The sequence below is a fragment of the Pseudomonas alloputida genome (assembly GCF_021283545.2).
In the GTDB taxonomy this organism is placed as follows: Bacteria; Pseudomonadota; Gammaproteobacteria; order Pseudomonadales; family Pseudomonadaceae; genus Aquipseudomonas; species Aquipseudomonas alloputida.
Genome location: NZ_CP128540.1, coordinates 3969390 through 3986088, shown reverse-complemented (window position 1 = coordinate 3986088; position 16699 = coordinate 3969390). Strand labels below are relative to the sequence as shown.

Below are 16699 nucleotides of genomic sequence, written 5' to 3'. Positions count from 1 at the left end.
ATGCCAACGGTCAACGAGCAAATGCAGGCGGCCGCGATCAGCCATGCGGTCGACCTGCAGCACCTGAGCAACGCCGAGGCGCTCAAGATCATCAAGCTGCTGAACAGTGTCGACTCCGACCTGCGGGCGCAGCTGATCGCCGCCATCGAGCGCCTGGGGGCTGAGTCGTACACCGCCAGGCACCTAAACACGGTGCTGTCCTCGGTGCTGGCGCTGAACAAAGAGGTCTACGCCACCATTGGGGAGGCGCTGACGCAATCGGCGCTGGATATCGGCCAGTACGAAGTCGGCTATCAGGAGGCGCTGTTCCGCCAGGTCATCCCCGAGCAGGTCATCGTGCAGGTCGATCTGGCCTCAGTGAGCGCCAGTCAAGTGCGCGAGATTGTGCTGGCCAGGCCTTTCCAGGGGCGATTGCTCAAGGAGTGGACCAGCGACCTGGAGGCCAACCGCGCTGCCCGCATTCGCGACGGCATCCGCATGGGCATGGTCGAAGGCCAAACCACTGACCAGATCGTGCGCCGAGTGATGGGCGTCAAGGCCGAGGGCTACAAGGATGGCTTGCTGGAGCGTAGCCGGCGCGACATTGACTCGATGGTCCGCACGGCGATCAGCCACACGGCCCAGGGCGCACGCGACGCCTTCTACAAAGAAAACGTCGACATTGTCGGCGAGGTGCGCTGGCTCAGTACGCTGGACAATCGCACCTCGGCGCCATGCCGGCTGCGAGACCGCCTTGTCTACACGAACGACGCCAACCATGACCCTGTAGGCCACAAGGTGCCGTGGGGCGCAGGCCCTGGGCGCCTGCATTGGTGCTGCCGTAGCACATCATTGCCGATTATCAGGTCCTACGAAGAGTTGCGCCTGGCCAAGGGCCTTCCTGAAAGCACCCGGGCCAGCATGGACGGCCAAGTGCCTCAGTCCACCACCTACGGCGCCTGGCTCAAATCGCAGAGCGCGGAGCGCCAGGATGAAGTGCTCGGGCCGGTGCGCGGGAAGCTGTTCCGTGACGGCGGGCTAAGCATCGACTCGTTCTACAACGACAAGGGCAAGTACCTGACCCTTGAGCAGCTCAAAGAGCGTGACGCCGCCGCCTTCAGTCGCGCCGGCCTGTAACCACCAAATCATCAGCCTCGGCAATCGCCGGGGCTTTTTTCTGCCTGTCTGTTCGGATGAGCGGGGCGCACCGGGCTGGATGGCCTGCAAGGAGAAGCAATGAAGATCAAGACAGTTGAAGTGGATGGCAAGCAGTACGCTGAGATCCAGGATGGTAAGCCGGTCTACATCGAGGACGACGGCAAAGAAGTCGCTTTCGATGCGGTAGGCACGCGCAACACCATCACCCGCCTGAACGCCGAGGCCAAGAGCCACCGCGAGCGCGCCGAGAATGCCGAGAAGATCGCCAAGGCGTTCGAAGGTATCGAGGACGCTGGTGCGGCACGCAAGGCGCTGGAAACCGTCGCCAATCTCGACGCCAAGAAGCTCGTGGATGCGGGTGAGATCGAGAAGGTGAAGGGCGAAATCAGCAAGGCCTTCCAAACCCAGCTGGACGAAGCCAATGGCAAGGCAGCGACCTTCGAGCAGCAGCTGTACGCCGAGATGATCGGCGGCAACTTTGCCCGCTCCAAGTTCATCGCCGACAAGCTGGCGGTGCCGGCGGACATGGTGCAAGCCACCTTCGGCCGCAACCTGAAGATCGAAGACGGCAAGGTCGTCGCCTATGACGCCCAGGGCCAGAAGATTTTCAGCCGCGCCCGCCCGGGCGAACTGGCCGACTTCGATGAAGCGCTTGAGACCCTTGTTTCTCAGTACCCCCACCGTGACCACATCCTGAAAAGCTCCGATGCCAACGGCGGCGGTGCTCAGAACGGTGGCGGTGGCAATTCCGGCGCCAAGGGCAACTTTGGCGGCAGCAAAGCAGATCGCGTCGCGGCCATCAAAGCGATGACCGCGAACACCTAATCTAGGAGCGCCTATGTCTCTGTCCAACATGAAGGTATTCAACGAATACCTCAAGAAAACCACCATCGAAACCCTGGCGCAGGACGTTGAGAAGTTCAACGCTGCCTCCGCTGGCTCCATCCGCCTGACCACTCAAGGCATCGACGGCGACTTCCTGCAAGAGTCGTTCTGGGCTGGCCTGCATAGCGCTCAGCGCCGTGTTGACCGCTATGCCGCCAACGGCGCGCAGGCTGCAACCCCGCTGACTCAGAAGCAGTACGACTCGGTGAAGATCGCAGGCGGCTTCGGACCGATCCTGTGGGAGCCGTCGCAGCTGTCCTGGGTGCAGAAGAACCCGGAAGAAGCGCTTGAGGTGATCAGCCGCAACCTGTCCGAGGCCATCATGGCGGACCAGCTGAACACCGCCATCGCTGCCCTGGTCGCCGCTATCGGCAACCAGCCATCCGCCACCAACGATGTTTCCGCCACTGCTGGCGTGAACTACGTCGCTATCAACAACGCTCATGCGCTGTTCGGTGATGCTTCGCAGCGTCTCATTGCGCAGGTAATGACCGGCGCCATGTACCACAAGCTGATCGGCCAGAACCTGGTCAACGCCGAGAAGCTGTTCACCTTCAGCGGTGTGCAGGTGGTCGACATCCTGGGCAAGGCCGTGATCATCACTGACGCCGCGGCGCTGTATGAGGCCGGAACCCCGAACAAGCAGAAGGTGCTGAGCCTGGCTGACGGCGCTGCAATGGTGATGGATGGTTCCGACCTGATCACCAACATCGAGACCTCCAACGGCAAGGAGCGCATCGAGACCACCATGCAGGCCGACTACACCTTCGGCATGGGCCTCAAGGGTTACACCTGGGACACCGCCAACGGCGGCAAGTCGCCAACCAGCGCCGAGCTGGCCACGGGCTCCAACTGGGACCTGGTGGCGAACAGCATCAAGGCCTCGGCAGGCGTGCTGACCATCGGTGACGCCACCAAGTAACCGGTAGCGCGCCCTCCGGGGCGCATTCCCAAGGAGATCGCTATGAGCGAGAAAGTCGTTTACGAGAAACACCCGGTCACTGCTGAGCGCAAGGCTGAGCTGCGCCAGAAGGGTTACAAGATCATCGACGCCCAGTTCGCGCCGGATGACTACGAGCACCCTGAGCCGATCAAGGCTCGCGGCGATAAACCGTCCAAGGGCCTGAAGGTCGACGAGATCAAGGCGAAGCTGATCGAGAAAGGCATCCAATTCGACGCAGGGGCTGAACGGCCTGCGCTCGCTGAGTTGCTCGACAAGTCCGCCCAGGAATAACCCATGACCGACTTCATCACTGTTGCCGACGTGGACGCGCTGCTGGGGTCGGGCTGGGCCGGGGCCGGTGATCCGGTCCTTTCTGTGATGCAGGCCAATGCCTGGCTGACCAGCAAGATTAAGCGCCCGGTGCCCGATCCGGTGCCGGCCGAGATCAAGCAGGCCGGCGCCCAGGTGGCAAAGGTCGCCTCGACGGGCGATCTGTACAAGGCCACCGAGCGCGAAACGGTGAGCGAGACGGTATCGGCTGGCTCTGGCGTCTCCGTGAGCGAAACCTACGTGCAAGGCTCAGCGGCGCTGTCTGCGGGCGAGAACTTCGCCATGGCGCTGCTCTACCCGTGGATGACCGGCACCAACGCCATCCCGATGGTGAGGGGCTGATATGGGCATGCGCGACAAGATCCAAACCAAGCTCGGCAAGGCCTTCGACGGCAAGCTGGCTGACGCGGTGAATGCCTTCACTGGCACCTACATGGGCGAAGGCGAGTGGGATCCGGTGGCGGAGACCAGCACAGCCCAACCAGTGACCTACACCGGCCGCGGCGTCCTGGCCGGCTACGACAGCAAGCGCATCGACAACGTCAACATCAAGGTCGGCGACGTGAAGCTGATCGCCTTGGCCAACGAAGTGACTGACAACCCCATGGTCGGCCACCAGATCACCGCGCCGGACCTGGTGACGGGCGAGCAGGTGACCTACCGCGTCGAGTCTGTCAATGCCGACGCCGCGCAGGCGCATATCGAGCTTCAGCTCAGGAGGTCGTGATGGCCGGCAAAAGTGGATGGAGCACGCCCCCGACCAGGTTCAAGGAAACCATTGACGATGCCGTGGGCAACCGGGCGCGTGAGATGGCGCTGGCCATCCTCAGCGAGGTCGTGCAGCGCTCGCCGGTCGGCAACCCTGACCTGTGGAAGGCCAACATCGAGCTGAAGGCCAAGAACACCGCCATGGCCGATGCCTACGATGCCCGAGCGGCGGAGGCGGGGCGGAAGAAGCTGACCAAGCGCGAGCGCAACGAAAACTACTTCGTCGGCGCCAGGGCAGCCGGTCAAGGCTACGTCGGCGGCCGGTTCCGGGGTAACAACTTCGTCACCATCGATGAGCCTGGCTACTACGAAATCAACCGGATCGACCCGTCAGGATCGGCCACCATTCAGGCCGGCTCCGCGACCATCTATGCCGCGCCGCCGTACTCGACGATCTACATCCAGAACAACCTCCCGTACTCGGTGAGCCTAGAAACCGGGCATTCCACCCAGGCGCCAAACGGTGTCTACGGGCTGGCCTTTGCGTCCGTGGCCGAGGCGTACCGCTAATGACCTATGAACAGATCAGGCTGGCCATCGTCAGCCGCATGAAGGCTTTCACTGGCATCGCGCAGGACCGGATCTTCTACCCGAACGCCCAGGTTCCGGCACAGAACCTCGACACCTCGGGCGTCTTCAAGCCACCCGCTGACGGCCTGTGGTGCAGGCTGAGCATCGGCCACGCCACGGCCTTCATGGCCGGCATGGCTGATAAGCCGTACACCCGCAAGCCGGGCATCATCACCGTGCAGTGCTTCGCTCGCCTGCAGACCGGCATCGGCGGCCTGAACCAGCTGGCTGACGCCCTAGAGGCGCACTTCGCCTACTGGAGCAGTGGCGAGCTGGAGTGCCTGGAAACCAGCCAGATCGATACTGGCGAGTACGAAGGCTTCTACCAGATCAACGTAAACACCCGGTTCCGCGCCGGCTGACCATTTTCTGCCGCAAGGCAACGAAACACGCAGCCTAGGCCCGTACAGCCGAACGGTGGATGTTCGTTCATCCGTCCGCCCCGGCTGCGTATCTATTCGCCTGATGAACGAGGTGTTACCGATGAATGCAAGCAACGTCATTCCGTTTCACTACCAAGGCCAAGCCGTTCGCTTCAATAGCGACGGGTGGATCAATGCCACCGATGTGGCCAAGCGTTTCGGCAAGCGCCCGATCGACTGGCTGCGCCTGCCCGCAAGCATTAGCTACCTCAAGGCGCTGGCAAGAGCGCTGGGCCTGGACACCGAAGTGGGAAAATCTCACTTCGGTCTTGTCGAGGCAATAAAGGGCGGGAAGGGGCAGGGCACCTGGCTTCACCCAAAACTGGCTGTGGCATTCGCTCGTTGGCTCGACGATGACTTTGCCGTCTGGTGCGACCTGCACATTGACGCCCTGTTGCGTGGCGAGCTGAACGAAAAGCAGCAGTTCGACCGAGCTTGCCGGGCCTTGGATGACGCAAGGGAGGTCGCAAGCCTGAGCGGCCGTGAGCTCGCCCGGTGGCGCAACAAAAAGCCGGGACTGGAACATCAGGTCGAATACTGGCGCGATCAGCTCCAGATGACCTTGGGGCTCGATGCCGCGTGATTTAACTCTGTAACACCCGCCCCGCCTTGAGCGGGTTTTTTATGCCCGCAGAAAGGAGACTCCTATGAGTTCCGGCGCAAGACAGAACACCTACCTGATCCCGGAAGTCACTCCGGGTGTAACACCCCTCACCGGCGCGTGGGATACCCTGCGCCTGACCAGCAACACCCTGTCGCCGACCGTCAGCACTCAGGTCAGCGATGAGATCACCGAATCGCGCATCAGTCAGGGCTCTGTAGCCACTGGCGTCGAGATTGCTGGCGACCTGGTCGGCGAGCTGTCTTATGGCAGCTTCGACAAGCTGCTGGAGGCGGCCTTCTACGGAACTTGGGCTGCCAACGTGCTGACCGTAGGCGACACCCGGCGCACCTTCACCATTGCCAAGAACTTCGCGGATGTCGGCGTGTACACCCTGTTCAAGGGCATGCACGTTTCGACCTTCGCGCTGGATGTTCCGTCCGATGGCAAGGTGACAGCCACTTTCACCATGGCCGGTTTGGACTACGCCGATGGCGACACCAACACCGTCGCCACCGTCAACCCGCCGACCACCACTCCGTTCATGTCGAACATCAACGTCGGCACCCTGACGGTCGATGGTCAGTCGCTGGAAGGCGTGGCCTGCGTCTCAGCACTTACCGTCAACCTCGACAACGGCCTGCAAGCGCAGCGCTGCATCGGCACCGACAAACTCGGTCCCGGTGCGCAGATTGCCACCGAAGCCGCCGTCACCGGCAGCATCACCCTGGCCTGGTCGCAGCGCGCCTGGCAGATCTGGAAGAACAGCTTCACCCGGGGCACCGTCGCGGTGGCCTTCCCGATCACCGACAGCGAAGGAAACCGCTACACCCTGGACTTCCCGTCGCTGGAAGTGGACGGAGATCTGCCGAGCGGCGGCAAGCGTGACCTGATCGAAGTCACCCTGAACTACACCGTGGCCAAGGTGGCGCCGACCATCACCCGCGCGCCGTATGTGGCGCCGACCAGTGTGGCTGTGGCGCCACCTACCGCGACCATCGCAGTGGCCGGCACCCAGCAGCTCACCGCCACCGTGTCGCCGGCTGGCGCCCAGCAGGATGTTATCTGGACCAGCTCTGCGCCAGGCAAGGCGACGGTCAGCGGCACCGGTCTGGTCACCGGCGTGGCCTCTGGCTCGGCAACCATCACCGCGACCAGCAAATGGGACGGCACCAAGCTGGGCACCTCGACCATCACCGTGTCGTAACACCGCAACACTCTTTTGGCCGCATCGGGCACAACGCCACCCGGTGCGGTCCTTTTTGGGCGTGGCGTAAGGAATTCAAGCATGGCATTGCGACTGACCAAGAACGAGCAGAACACCTCGGATACCAAGTGGGTCGACTACGACGCCGACACCAAGGTGCGCCTGGCTCGCATCGACAACCCGCATTACGCGGTCGCCCTGGAGCGCGAGCGGCGCAAGCTGCGCAACGCTGATGCCCAGTTTGCCGCCGGCGTGGTCGGCATCGTTCCTGGTGAGACCACCGAGCACCAGACCCAGTGCAAGTTGCTGAGCCAGTTCATCGTCAAGGACTGGTCTGGCGTGCAGGATGAGGACGGCAACCCGCTGGCCTACAGCCCGCAGGCTGGCGAGCAGATGCTCGATACCCACCTGGATTTCTTCCTGTTCGTGCTGCGCGAAGCCTCCGCATCGACCCTGGAGGCGCAAGAAGCCATGGCGGAGACGGTGGGAAAGTAGTCGCCCGGTTCGAGTGGGAGAAGGAGTGGGGCGGCGGGGGCGAAAAGCGCCAGGTAATTTACCAGCGCCTGGGCATGGCCGTGCCGGATGAGCCGGAAAACGATCCTGTCACCGCCTACCTGCTGATCACGTTCCGCAACATCACTCGCGGCCGGAGATTCCTGACCACGACGGCCGGGGCGTTCCCGCTGCCATTGTCAGCTCGCGAGATCTCCGACTGGCTGGAGGCGCACCCTCCGGCAATGCCGCGCAGCGAGATAGACGAGGTGGTCTATACCCTCGATGCGCTGTGCTTGGCAGAGAAAGATGACTGAGAGGAGGACCAGGTGATGCTAAAATGACGGCCTCATTCAGGGGGAAACCTATGCGTATTGGGATCGTGATTGCCGCGGCAGTATTCATCAGTGGCTGCGCAGCCACATATCAAGCGCCAACCATTCAAAGCGTTAACGCAGTCAGCAACACGACGGCCAGCAAAGAGCAGGTCCTGATGGCTGCCAAGCGCGCCCTGGTTGCTGATGGCTACCAGATCACCAGCTTCGACGATGCGGCCGGCGTAATCTCGACAGCTCCCAAGCAAGTCAAGCTGACTCCTCGGGACGCAGACTGCGGCAAGACCCTTGGACTTGACTATCTGCTCGACAACAGAACTTCTACCAAGGTGACCATGGGCGTGATCGCCTATCAGGGCCGCTACGTGGTCAGGGCATCCATTGCCGGCGACTACCGCCCGGGCGAGGTGTCGCAGAACATGGATCTGACATGCGTATCTCGCGGCAACCTGGAGGCGCTGCTCATGGAGCAGATCACTGCCGGCATCTAATCGAATCAGATACACAAGACCCGCTCCGGCGGGTTTTTTATTGCCCGGAGAAACGCAATGAACCAGACCTCGCGCCTGTCCATCGAGATCGATAGCCGCAATGCTGAGCAGAAGGCGGTCGACGTCCAAAAGGCGCTGGAGGCGCTGGAAGATGCGGGGCTGAGCATCAAACCGGCGATGGAGAAGGCCGGGGCCGGCATGGAGTCGATGGGCAAGAGCGCAGACGGTGCGGCCAAGTCCGTATCGGCTGGTGCATCACGCATCGAGTCGTCATCGAAAAAGACCACGGCTGCCATCAAGGAGCAGGTGTCGATCTCGGATGCTGCCACAAAGTCGTTCCGCGACCTGTACGGCGGAACCTCCGCGCTTGAGGCGGGCATGTTCTCGCTCGGCAACTCGATCAAGAACGGCTCTTTCATCAGTTCGCTGAAGGCAACCAAGGAGGCCGAGGCTTGGCTTGAATCGCTGAACGCCACGACGAAGGGGTCTGGCAAGGTCTTTCTGGATACAGGGCAGAAATTCACCTACCTGTCTAACGGCATGAAGGGCCTTGGCGCCTGGAATGGCACCGGCTCTCCGGTGTTCGAGTCGATCAGTCGGCAGAGCAAGCAGGTATCGACTGGCCTGTCCGGCGTAACCAGCGACCTAAACAAGACCGGGATGTCGGCCAAGCAGACGGCGGCAGCCCTGCGCGGCGTTCCCGCCCAATTCACCGACATCGCAGTGTCGCTCCAGGGCGGGCAGGCGCCGCTCACCGTCTTCCTGCAACAGGGCGGCCAACTGAAAGACATGTTCGGCGGAGCAGCCCCGGCTGCCAAGGCGCTGGGCGGCTATGTCGCCGGGCTGATCACCCCGTTTACCTTGGCCGGAGCGGCCGTCGCTGGCTTCACCCTGGCAGCATACAAGGGCTACGAACAATCCGAGCAGTACCGCAAAGTGCTGACCCTGACCGGTGACGCGGCAGGCAAAACCGCTGACGACCTGATCGCTATGTCTACCGCCATCGCTGGCGGGCGAAACTTCGAGCAGGCCAGCCAAGCAGTGCTGGCCCTGGCCGGCAATGGCCGCCTTACCGGCGAAGCCTTTACCCAGGTGGCGCGTGCTGCCACCGAGATGGCCGTGGCCACTGGCAAGAGTTCGGCCGAGATCGCCGACCAGTTGTCCAGCACCAAGGGCAGCGTCACCGACCTGGCTGCTGAGTACAGCGAAAAGTACGGCGTCATCACCCAAGCCGTATTCGACCAGGTGCGCTCGCTGGAGCAGCAAGGCGAGCGCATGGAAGCTGTCAAGGTGCTGGCCGGCGCCGTGGCCGACGAGATGGGTGCGCGCAACAAGGAAATGGTCGAATCGACCCGTGGCCTCGCCCGGGCCTGGGACGACGTGACCACCAGTATTTCCGGGGCGTGGAATGAACTGAAGGAGCGCCTGTCGGCCAGCCCTGAGCTGTTCAAGCTGCAGCACCTTCAGAGCCAACTACAGAGGGCGCAGGAGATTGGCGATAAGGCCTTGATTGCCGGCCTGGAGAAGCAGGTGGCGCTGGCGCAGGCCGCTGTCGATGCGCAGCGGCAGAAGAAAGAGGCCGCCTCGACCGAACTGAATGAGCGCAAGGCCACCATCGCCGCTGACAAGCAATGGAATGAAGAAGGCCTGAAGTACCGCAGCAATCAGCAGAAGATGGAAGACGAGATCACCAAAGCGCGAGCCAAAGGCCTGGAAGCCAAGGTGTCCGAGGCTGAGATCGAGCAGCGCATCGCCAACATCCGCAAGGAATACGCCGATAAGGAAAAGAAGCCGCCGAAGCCCGCGGAATTCCGCGAGGACGCTGGCGCCAAGATGCTGGATGCGGCGCGGCAAACCAATGCCGTGTTGACCCAGCAGTTGGCATCGGTTAACGGCCAGGGAATTGCCGTTCAGCGTATCGGCACCCAAGCGCAGGCCTTGGTCAAGTGGGAGCAGCAGCTCGCCGACATCAAGAGCAAGCAAACCCTGACTGCCGATCAGAAATCGCTGCTGGCCAATCAGGACCTGATCACCGCCCAGCTCAAGCGCAACGCCGCACTGGAGCGAGAAGCCGAGATTCAGAAGGGCATCAAGCAGGCCAATGAGGATCAGGTCAAGCTGCTGACCCTGACTGGTCAGCTGCGTGAAGCCAATCAGCTCAAGTCCAGCCTGGAAGACGCCGCGCAACTGGCGGAGTACGAACGCCAAGGCAATGTCGAGGCCGCCAAGCGCCTGGAAACGCTGATCAAGATTCGCGACATCAACCTCAAGGCCGCCCAGAAACCCGGCACGGTGGAAGGCGTCAGTAAGGCGCCAACCACAACCGGACTTGATGCTGCTGTCGGCGGTGCCTACAGCGAGATAGACCGGCTTAATGATCAGCAGGCCGCTCTTGATGCGTGGCGAGCTACTGAGCTTGAGAAGCAAAGAGCCTACTTGGACCTGAAGGCTATCAACGAAGAGACCTACGCGGAGCGTGTCGAGAACATCGACAGGCAGGCGCAGGCCGGGCGCGAGCAGATCGAGAAAGCGAAAAACGCCGCAATCATGAGCGCAAGCGCTGACTTCTTCGGGAATATGGCCGTACTGAGTCGTTCTGGCAACAGTCGTCTTGGAGCTATCGGCAAGGCTGCGGCTATCGCCCAGACGACAATCAGCACCTACAAGTCGGCAACCGACTCCTATGCCGCGCTTGCTGCGATCCCCATCGTCGGACCGGCGCTTGGTTTTGCGGCTGCAGCCGCTGCTATCACAGCCGGCCTTGCCAACGTAGCAGCAATTAACGGCGTCGGATTCTCCACTGGCGGCTACACCGGCCCTGGCGGCGTCAATGACCCGGCCGGCATCGTCCACAAAGGCGAGGTGGTGTGGTCGCAGGCTGACATTCGCCGCTTTGGTGGCGTGTCGGCTGTGGAGGCGCTGCGAACTGGCAATGTCACGCCGATCACGTCGGCGCGCGTGACCGGGGGCTCTCAGTCCGGAACCGCCAGCGCGTCTGGAATCCAGCAAAACATCAACGTCCACAACTACTCCAGCGCCCGGGTGGAGCAGCGCCGCATGCCTAACGGAGACATAGATTTCATTATCCGAGAGGCAACCGACAGGGCTGTGCAAGAGGTTGCTGGGCAATTCGCCAACGGCTACGGAAACGTAGTTGACGCCGGCGAAGGTGCATATGGCTGGAAGCGATCTGGAAGCTGATTGACGGCAATCACATTGGAGCGATCACCGTGGCTGACACAGAAGATCAGGAAGAACAGCGGGGCGACCAGGCCCCAGAGCCTCTCGACGAGAAAGAGCAGCTGCTGCAACGCCGCCTGGCTCGACTCGAGGAAGCGCTGGGCCTAAGCCCTCTCACCTAAAAATCAGGAGATACACATGGAACAGCAAGCGGTTGCAGCAACCAAATTCCCGGCCGGCCGGGCGATGTCATTCCTCTTGGATGAAGACTGGGTCGAGATCACCGGCGGTGAACCGGTCGATTTGGCTGAGCTTGATTTGGGCGTGTGCTTCCAGTGGGGGCTGGCAACCATCACCCGAGATGGCGAGATCTTGCCAGCCACGTCCGAGGTCGAAGTAGAAACGTCTCAGAACGGTTCTGATTGGGCGCCTGCATTCAAGGGCTCGTGGACTCAACAGTCACTTGACAGCAGCGAGCACGGAATTCAGGTCGAAAGCAAAGGCCTCGTGCACGTTCGTGCTCGCAAGTCGATTCAGGAAAGCCGTGACGTGCGAGATGACGCGTCCATCAAGGTTCGGCGCAAGGCGGGGCCAAGCGCCGAGATTTGTCAGCCCTCCTGACCTCCTGATTGTGCGCAAGCACGTTCGTCATTGATGCGCTCGATGTCCTTCAGGATGAGATCGATCGCAAAGCCCAGGCGTCCAAGAGCCTGATGAAGGAAGGCGTTGCACCGCTCATCCTTGGAGTCAAGTTCCCCGTATTGGCCAAGTAGCGTTTTGAACTTGTTCAGTTCGTCTCTGGCGACGCTGTGTCGTCCGGTCATGTTTCTCTCCTTATTCACCTATGAAACCCCACTTCCCTTGCTGGGCCCTCACGCCCAGGAAGCGGAGGCGGTCGAGCATAGGTCAGATAGCCATCACATTGCTATCTAGGCCATGCCCTTGACGAGGAACGGCAATGATTCAATACCCGGCAGAATTGCCACTTCCTCTGCAGGAGGGGTATGGCCTGAGCACGGTTGATCCGATGCGGGCCACGCAAATGGTCACCGGGCGGACGCGGTACCGGGTTCGGCACCGCTACGTCCCGACCGAGGTGCGTTTCAACTTCAACTTCAGCCAGGAGGAGGCAGGCCTGTTCGAGGCCTGGTATGCCCGCACCATCAACAACGGGATGGAGTGGTTCGAGATCCAGTTGCAGACACCGGCTGGTTTCACGACCTACCAGGCCCACTTCAAAAGCATCCCTGCAGGGCCGGACCTGACGCAGATAACCCGCTGGCGCTACTCGGCAGTGGTCCAGCTGAAGGAGCGACCACTGATTCCAGATGGCTGGGAGCAGTTCCCGCAGTACTGGCTGGGCAAAGAAATCATCGACTTGGCGATCAATAGGGAGTGGCCTGAAGCATGAGCCTGATCGAGGAGTGCTACGCCTCGGGCAGAGGCGAACTGGTGGATACCGTGGAGGGCAGGGAGCTTGGGAGCGAAGTCTCCCATCTCTACTGTGCTGGTTACGAAGATCGGACCTGCACGACGGAAGACGGGCGGACGCTGACCTTCACGGCGATGGCCATGGACTATGCCCTGCCGAAGAACGACAACAGCGGATTCCAGAATATCGTCATGGGCCTGGATAACGTCACCGGCGAGGTTCAGGAGGTAATCGAGGCCAGCAAGGAAGGCGGTAAGCGATTCATCATCACTGTGCGCAGGTACTTGGCTGAAGACCTTTCGTTCCCCCACGAGCGATACCGAATGACACTGCTCAGTCGGGAGTACGACACCGACACCGATATCGCTCAGCTCACCGCCGGCTTTTTCGACCTGCTCAACACCAACGGTCTGCGCACCGTGCTGACCACTACCTTGGCTCCCGGCCTGAAGTACATCTGACCATGATCGAAAAATTCATGCGCGCCCCGTATCGCGAGGGTGCACGGGGGCCTTTTGCCTTCGATTGCTGGGGGATGTGCATCGCGGTGCGCCATGAGCTGTTCGGCCTGCCGCTGCTGCCAAGCCTCGGTGCCGTGGGCAAGAACAAGCTCAGGGCCAACACCGAGGCCTATCACGACCTGCGGCAGGGCATGGAGGAGTGCGCCCCGGAACCTGGCGCGATCGCCGCCGTGTTCCGCGGCGCGCTGTGCCTGCACGTAGGCGTGGTGGTTGAAAGCGAGGGCCGTCTGAAGGTGCTGGACACAAACCCCGGCGGCGCCTGCCTCCGGACGACTGGCGAGTTCGAGGCCGCTCACCCAAGGGTGGTGTATTACCGATGATCGAATTTTACCCGAACAAGCTGAGCAACACGGCGCCGCTGGGCACCTGGAAGACCGACCGCCGCATGTCGATCGAGGAGTGGCTGAAGTCGCTCGCTCCGTCGTACGAACGCCGGGAAAGCCCGCCTATAAGCGTAGTGCTCAATGACGAGGTGATCGAGCAGCACCTGTGGCACAAGGTGAAGTTCAAGCCCGCTGACCTGCTGCAGATCTACCGCGAGCCCAAGGGCACCGATCCATTCTCCATCACCTTTGCCCTGTTCAAGGGCGCCAAGGCAGTGCTGAAGTCGATCATGCCCAAGATGCCCGGCATGCCATCCAGCGCCGGCACCCAGCAGGGTGACCCCCTGACCGAAGCCAGCGCCAAGGGCAACAAGGTCAAGCTCGGCGAGCCGGTACGCCAGATCGCCGGCCACCAGCGGGTCTACCCGTCGTATCTGACCCAGCCGCGCCGATATCACGTAGCGCCGCGTGACCAGCGCGTTGAAATGCTGCTGTACATCGGTGAGGGCGAATACGAAGTTCCATTGACCAAGGTGAAGGTGGGCGAAACCCCGTTGATTTCCTTGGGCGCCGACGCTTCGTTCACGATCTACCCGCCAGGCGCTGACCTTTCGGCAGATCCGGCCCACATCAACTGGTTCAATGTGCCAGAGGTGGGGGCAAGCTCGAGCGGTTCGGCCGGCCTGGAGCTGACGATGGCTACCGAGCTAACCCGTTCGGCCACGGCCTCCGCCTACCAGTTCGTTGGCGACACCATCAGCGTGCCGGCCGGCTCAGGCCAGTTCCCGGCCGACTGGTCGAGCGGGATCATCATCCGCGTGCTTTCGCCATACACCTACACGGTGATCGACGGCGGCGCCGGGCGCGACATCATCCGTGGCCCGCTGGAAATGCTGAACCCAACGGCGGGCATGCTCATCGAGGTGGCCGGGGCGAATGCGGGCCTGTATGTGGTGAACAGCTACACGCCATACAGCCCGGGCGTTCCGGCAAACCCTGGTACCGCGTCCACGCTGACCGGATCGGTCGCGCCAACTCGGTATGACTTCAACGTAACGCCACTGACTTTCAGCCTGGTTCGTGGCGGTTCTTCGTACTCGATTACGCTCAATACGGCGACCACCGACCTCACCGGCCTGGTTTCTGAACTGAACACCCAGCTCAGCGGCAAGCCATTCCAGGCACAGCAAAGCAGCGGGCGCCTGCGCTTCGTCGAGCTGACCCCGTTTGCTGGCCAAGCCATCACTGCGACCGGTGCATCAACCATCCTGGGATCTTCTCCCGCGGGATCGACAGGGGCGGCCACGACCAGCGCAATCCCTGAGCAGCCAGCTGAAATGACGTTGGACTACGACGGCGGCGCGCCTGTGGTTGGGCTTGCGCTGGGTCAGGGCCTGGCTACCATCGGCCCGCGCGGGCTCCGGTATCGGATCACATCCTTCAGCACCAGCCTCATCGAGGTGGACCGGCTTACCTCGTCGGGCTCGACCGATGCAGGCTGGCCTGGCTTCAACAACATGCAGACGGTCAATGGCCTGATCACGCTGGACGCCTCGAACCTGCAGGGCGGGTACCGCGGCCCGTTCGCCTGCTGCCCTGAAAACGAGAAGGTGACCGAGCTGGAATGGACGGTCACCTACGCCAATGGCCTGGCGGGTATCGGCCGGGAAGGGCAGATTTACGAGATCCCGACCTACTACGTGTTCGAGTACCGCGACATGGATGTTGCAGGGGACTGGACGGTTATTGAGCTTGAGAAATTTGGCGGATCGCTCGATGCCCAAGGCTTCACCGAGCGGATTTTTCTTCCCTATGCCATGAGGCCCGAGGCTCGCGTGCGGAAGCTGTACAAAGATCGTCCTGGCAGAATCAACGATGAAGCCCGGGATGACGCTACTTGGACAGACCTGCGTGGGCGCATGCTGAACTCTCCAACACGCTATCCCGGCCTGACTGTGATGACTTGCAACATCAGGGGAGGGGATAGGTTATCAGCCCAGTCTGAAAGCCAGGTCAATGTGGAGGCCACCTGCATTATCCCATTGATGGACGCAAGCAAGGGCCCGACACGGGATATCGCCCCATGGTGCATCCACCAGCTGAAGCAGCGAGGCTATACCAATGACGACCTCGATCTTCCGGAGTGGCATGCATTCCATAATCTATGCGTGGCCAGGGGCGACACCTACGATGAGACGTTGGATTCGACGATCACTGTCAAGGACATGGTGAACAACGCTCTGGCCTGCGGCTTCGCGGAACTTGTGACTTTCCGGGGCCTGCTGCGCCCGGTTCGTGACAGTGCCCGCGCTGCGTTCGATGTGAGCTACGGCCCAAAGACGCAGACCTACTCACCACAGAACATGACCAAGATGCTGAAGATCAGCGGCGCCATGCCGTCGATCAACGACTTCGACGGGGTGGATGTGGAGTTCTTCTCTCGCACCACCTGGGCGTGGGAGACGGTCGAGTGCCGTTGGCCCGGTGACTTGGGTACCAAGGTCGAGAAGATCAAGATGCCGGGCGTCAGCGACAGGACCAGGGCCTGGAGGGTCGGCATGCGCCGGCGTGGCCACCAGAAGTTCCGGACCGACATCTACACCTGGGAAACCGAGATGGACGGCAGCAACAGCGGCTACCTGAGCTTCGCAGCCGTTGCAGACGATGCACCTAAGCGTTGCCAGAGTGCGATCCTGCTGGACTTCACTGTAACCGGGTCGGGCACTCTTCTGCACAGTTCGGAGCCAATGGACTTTAGCGCCGGAGGTGAGCACCGCGTCGGCGTGCGCAAGCTAGACGGCACGCTATCTGGTCCCTGGACCGCCACACAGGTGGACCAGTACACGTTGCGGGTGGACGCCCTAGATTTCACGCCAGTGGTGGATGGCCCGCTTGAGCCGCCACATATCCTGTTCGGACCCACCGCTCGCTGGGCTTACCCGACGTTGATCACCAGCTCAGATCCAGGGAAAGACGGCAACGTCGCGATGAAGGGCATGCCCTACGACGCCCGCGTTTATACCTATGACGATCAACTCCCGCCGGTCTGACCGGACCCTGTC

General features: G+C 61.7%; 21 protein-coding genes. 20 read left to right on the top strand and 1 reads right to left on the bottom strand.

Translation table 11 applies throughout. The features are described from left to right. The 16 genes from LU682_RS18285 (at position 1) to LU682_RS18210 (ending at position 11982) form a co-directional block, all read left to right on the top strand. Positions 1-1116 (top strand): structural protein, encoded by a 1116-nt coding sequence (locus tag LU682_RS18285; RefSeq protein ID WP_232856864.1) that lies wholly within the window; start codon positions 1-3, stop codon positions 1114-1116. 99 nt (positions 1117-1215) lie between these two features. Further along, positions 1216-1962, top strand: coding sequence for a DUF6651 domain-containing protein (locus tag LU682_RS18280; RefSeq protein WP_232856856.1), 747 nt, complete (start codon positions 1216-1218; stop codon positions 1960-1962). 13 nt (positions 1963-1975) lie between these two features. Continuing rightward, positions 1976-2944, top strand: coding sequence for a major capsid protein (locus LU682_RS18275; protein WP_232856854.1), 969 nt, complete (start codon positions 1976-1978; stop codon positions 2942-2944). Positions 2945-2986: 42 nt separating this feature from the next. Then, positions 2987-3256 (top strand): hypothetical protein, encoded by a 270-nt coding sequence (locus tag LU682_RS18270; protein WP_232856852.1) that lies wholly within the window; start codon positions 2987-2989, stop codon positions 3254-3256. Between the two features lie 3 nt (positions 3257-3259). Then, positions 3260-3637: a hypothetical protein gene (locus tag LU682_RS18265; protein WP_232856850.1), complete on the top strand. Its 378-nt coding sequence runs from the start codon at positions 3260-3262 to the stop codon at positions 3635-3637. A gap of 1 nt (position 3638) precedes the next feature. Beyond that, entirely contained in the window at positions 3639-4022 is a 384-nt protein-coding gene (locus LU682_RS18260) for a glutamate 5-kinase (RefSeq protein ID WP_232856848.1), read from the top strand. Continuing rightward, the gene (locus LU682_RS18255; RefSeq protein WP_232856846.1) at positions 4022-4573 is read left to right on the top strand and encodes a hypothetical protein; all 552 of its coding nucleotides are present in this window, start codon (positions 4022-4024) and stop codon (positions 4571-4573) included. The genes LU682_RS18260 and LU682_RS18255 overlap by 1 nt, the downstream gene beginning before the upstream one ends. Beyond that, entirely contained in the window at positions 4573-4995 is a 423-nt protein-coding gene (locus LU682_RS18250; RefSeq protein WP_232856844.1) for a DUF4128 domain-containing protein, read from the top strand. Before LU682_RS18255 ends, LU682_RS18250 begins: the two co-directional genes overlap by 1 nt. Positions 4996-5116: 121 nt before the next feature. Next, positions 5117-5638 (top strand): KilA-N domain-containing protein, encoded by a 522-nt coding sequence (locus tag LU682_RS18245; RefSeq protein WP_232856842.1) that lies wholly within the window; start codon positions 5117-5119, stop codon positions 5636-5638. A gap of 64 nt (positions 5639-5702) precedes the next feature. Next, entirely contained in the window at positions 5703-6863 is a 1161-nt protein-coding gene (locus tag LU682_RS18240; RefSeq protein ID WP_232856839.1) for a phage tail tube protein, read from the top strand. An 81-nt stretch (positions 6864-6944) separates the two neighbouring features. Beyond that, on the top strand, positions 6945-7358 hold the full coding sequence (locus LU682_RS18235) for a phage-derived protein YdaY family protein (RefSeq protein WP_232856837.1): 414 nt from the start codon (positions 6945-6947) through the stop codon (positions 7356-7358). A 74-nt stretch (positions 7359-7432) separates the two neighbouring features. After that, a complete protein-coding gene (locus LU682_RS18230) occupies positions 7433-7672 on the top strand; it encodes a hypothetical protein (protein WP_232856835.1) in 240 nt (79 codons plus the stop codon). Between the two features lie 50 nt (positions 7673-7722). After that, complete coding sequence (locus tag LU682_RS18225) at positions 7723-8181, top strand: hypothetical protein (RefSeq protein WP_232856833.1); 459 nt, start codon at positions 7723-7725, stop codon at positions 8179-8181. 57 nt (positions 8182-8238) lie between these two features. Continuing rightward, entirely contained in the window at positions 8239-11382 is a 3144-nt protein-coding gene (locus LU682_RS18220) for a phage tail length tape measure family protein (RefSeq protein ID WP_232856831.1), read from the top strand. A 29-nt stretch (positions 11383-11411) separates the two neighbouring features. Beyond that, positions 11412-11543: a hypothetical protein gene (locus tag LU682_RS18215; protein WP_269805819.1), complete on the top strand. Its 132-nt coding sequence runs from the start codon at positions 11412-11414 to the stop codon at positions 11541-11543. A gap of 16 nt (positions 11544-11559) precedes the next feature. Continuing rightward, positions 11560-11982, top strand: coding sequence for a hypothetical protein (locus LU682_RS18210; RefSeq protein WP_232856829.1), 423 nt, complete (start codon positions 11560-11562; stop codon positions 11980-11982). Here the strand turns inward: LU682_RS18210 and LU682_RS18205 are convergent. After that, a complete protein-coding gene (locus LU682_RS18205) occupies positions 11970-12185 on the bottom strand; it encodes a hypothetical protein (RefSeq protein WP_064614191.1) in 216 nt (71 codons plus the stop codon). The two genes, LU682_RS18210 and LU682_RS18205, sit on opposite strands and share 13 nt — an antisense overlap. A gap of 134 nt (positions 12186-12319) precedes the next feature. On the opposite strand from LU682_RS18205, the gene LU682_RS18200 reads away from it, so the two are divergent. From LU682_RS18200 to LU682_RS18185, 4 genes are read left to right on the top strand one after another with little or no spacing between them, the layout of a single operon-like run. Then, positions 12320-12772 (top strand): transposase, encoded by a 453-nt coding sequence (locus LU682_RS18200; RefSeq protein ID WP_223625695.1) that lies wholly within the window; start codon positions 12320-12322, stop codon positions 12770-12772. Further along, positions 12769-13254, top strand: coding sequence for a DUF1833 family protein (locus LU682_RS18195; RefSeq protein ID WP_029885997.1), 486 nt, complete (start codon positions 12769-12771; stop codon positions 13252-13254). Before LU682_RS18200 ends, LU682_RS18195 begins: the two co-directional genes overlap by 4 nt. A gap of 2 nt (positions 13255-13256) precedes the next feature. Next, on the top strand, positions 13257-13634 hold the full coding sequence (locus LU682_RS18190; protein WP_232856827.1) for a hypothetical protein: 378 nt from the start codon (positions 13257-13259) through the stop codon (positions 13632-13634). Beyond that, the gene (locus tag LU682_RS18185; RefSeq protein WP_232856825.1) at positions 13631-16687 is read left to right on the top strand and encodes a host specificity factor TipJ family phage tail protein; all 3057 of its coding nucleotides are present in this window, start codon (positions 13631-13633) and stop codon (positions 16685-16687) included. Before LU682_RS18190 ends, LU682_RS18185 begins: the two co-directional genes overlap by 4 nt. Positions 16688-16699: the final 12 nt, after the last annotated feature.

Bases quoted from the DNA above. Each gene is read 5' to 3' on its own strand.
- LU682_RS18285 (WP_232856864.1), top strand. From the start codon at position 1: ATGCCAACGGTCAACGAGCAAATGCAGGCGGCCGCGATCAGCCATGCG.
- LU682_RS18280 (WP_232856856.1), top strand. From the start codon at position 1,216: ATGAAGATCAAGACAGTTGAAGTGGATGGCAAGCAGTACGCTGAGATC.
- LU682_RS18275 (WP_232856854.1), top strand. From the start codon at position 1,976: ATGTCTCTGTCCAACATGAAGGTATTCAACGAATACCTCAAGAAAACC.
- LU682_RS18270 (WP_232856852.1), top strand. From the start codon at position 2,987: ATGAGCGAGAAAGTCGTTTACGAGAAACACCCGGTCACTGCTGAGCGC.
- LU682_RS18265 (WP_232856850.1), top strand. From the start codon at position 3,260: ATGACCGACTTCATCACTGTTGCCGACGTGGACGCGCTGCTGGGGTCG.
- LU682_RS18260 (WP_232856848.1), top strand. From the start codon at position 3,639: ATGGGCATGCGCGACAAGATCCAAACCAAGCTCGGCAAGGCCTTCGAC.
- LU682_RS18255 (WP_232856846.1), top strand. From the start codon at position 4,022: ATGGCCGGCAAAAGTGGATGGAGCACGCCCCCGACCAGGTTCAAGGAA.
- LU682_RS18250 (WP_232856844.1), top strand. From the start codon at position 4,573: ATGACCTATGAACAGATCAGGCTGGCCATCGTCAGCCGCATGAAGGCT.
- LU682_RS18245 (WP_232856842.1), top strand. From the start codon at position 5,117: ATGAATGCAAGCAACGTCATTCCGTTTCACTACCAAGGCCAAGCCGTT.
- LU682_RS18240 (WP_232856839.1), top strand. From the start codon at position 5,703: ATGAGTTCCGGCGCAAGACAGAACACCTACCTGATCCCGGAAGTCACT.
- LU682_RS18235 (WP_232856837.1), top strand. From the start codon at position 6,945: ATGGCATTGCGACTGACCAAGAACGAGCAGAACACCTCGGATACCAAG.
- LU682_RS18230 (WP_232856835.1), top strand. From the start codon at position 7,433: ATGGCCGTGCCGGATGAGCCGGAAAACGATCCTGTCACCGCCTACCTG.
- LU682_RS18225 (WP_232856833.1), top strand. From the start codon at position 7,723: ATGCGTATTGGGATCGTGATTGCCGCGGCAGTATTCATCAGTGGCTGC.
- LU682_RS18220 (WP_232856831.1), top strand. From the start codon at position 8,239: ATGAACCAGACCTCGCGCCTGTCCATCGAGATCGATAGCCGCAATGCT.
- LU682_RS18210 (WP_232856829.1), top strand. From the start codon at position 11,560: ATGGAACAGCAAGCGGTTGCAGCAACCAAATTCCCGGCCGGCCGGGCG.
- LU682_RS18205 (WP_064614191.1), bottom strand. From the start codon at position 12,185: ATGACCGGACGACACAGCGTCGCCAGAGACGAACTGAACAAGTTCAAA.
- LU682_RS18200 (WP_223625695.1), top strand. From the start codon at position 12,320: ATGATTCAATACCCGGCAGAATTGCCACTTCCTCTGCAGGAGGGGTAT.
- LU682_RS18195 (WP_029885997.1), top strand. From the start codon at position 12,769: ATGAGCCTGATCGAGGAGTGCTACGCCTCGGGCAGAGGCGAACTGGTG.
- LU682_RS18190 (WP_232856827.1), top strand. From the start codon at position 13,257: ATGATCGAAAAATTCATGCGCGCCCCGTATCGCGAGGGTGCACGGGGG.
- LU682_RS18185 (WP_232856825.1), top strand. From the start codon at position 13,631: ATGATCGAATTTTACCCGAACAAGCTGAGCAACACGGCGCCGCTGGGC.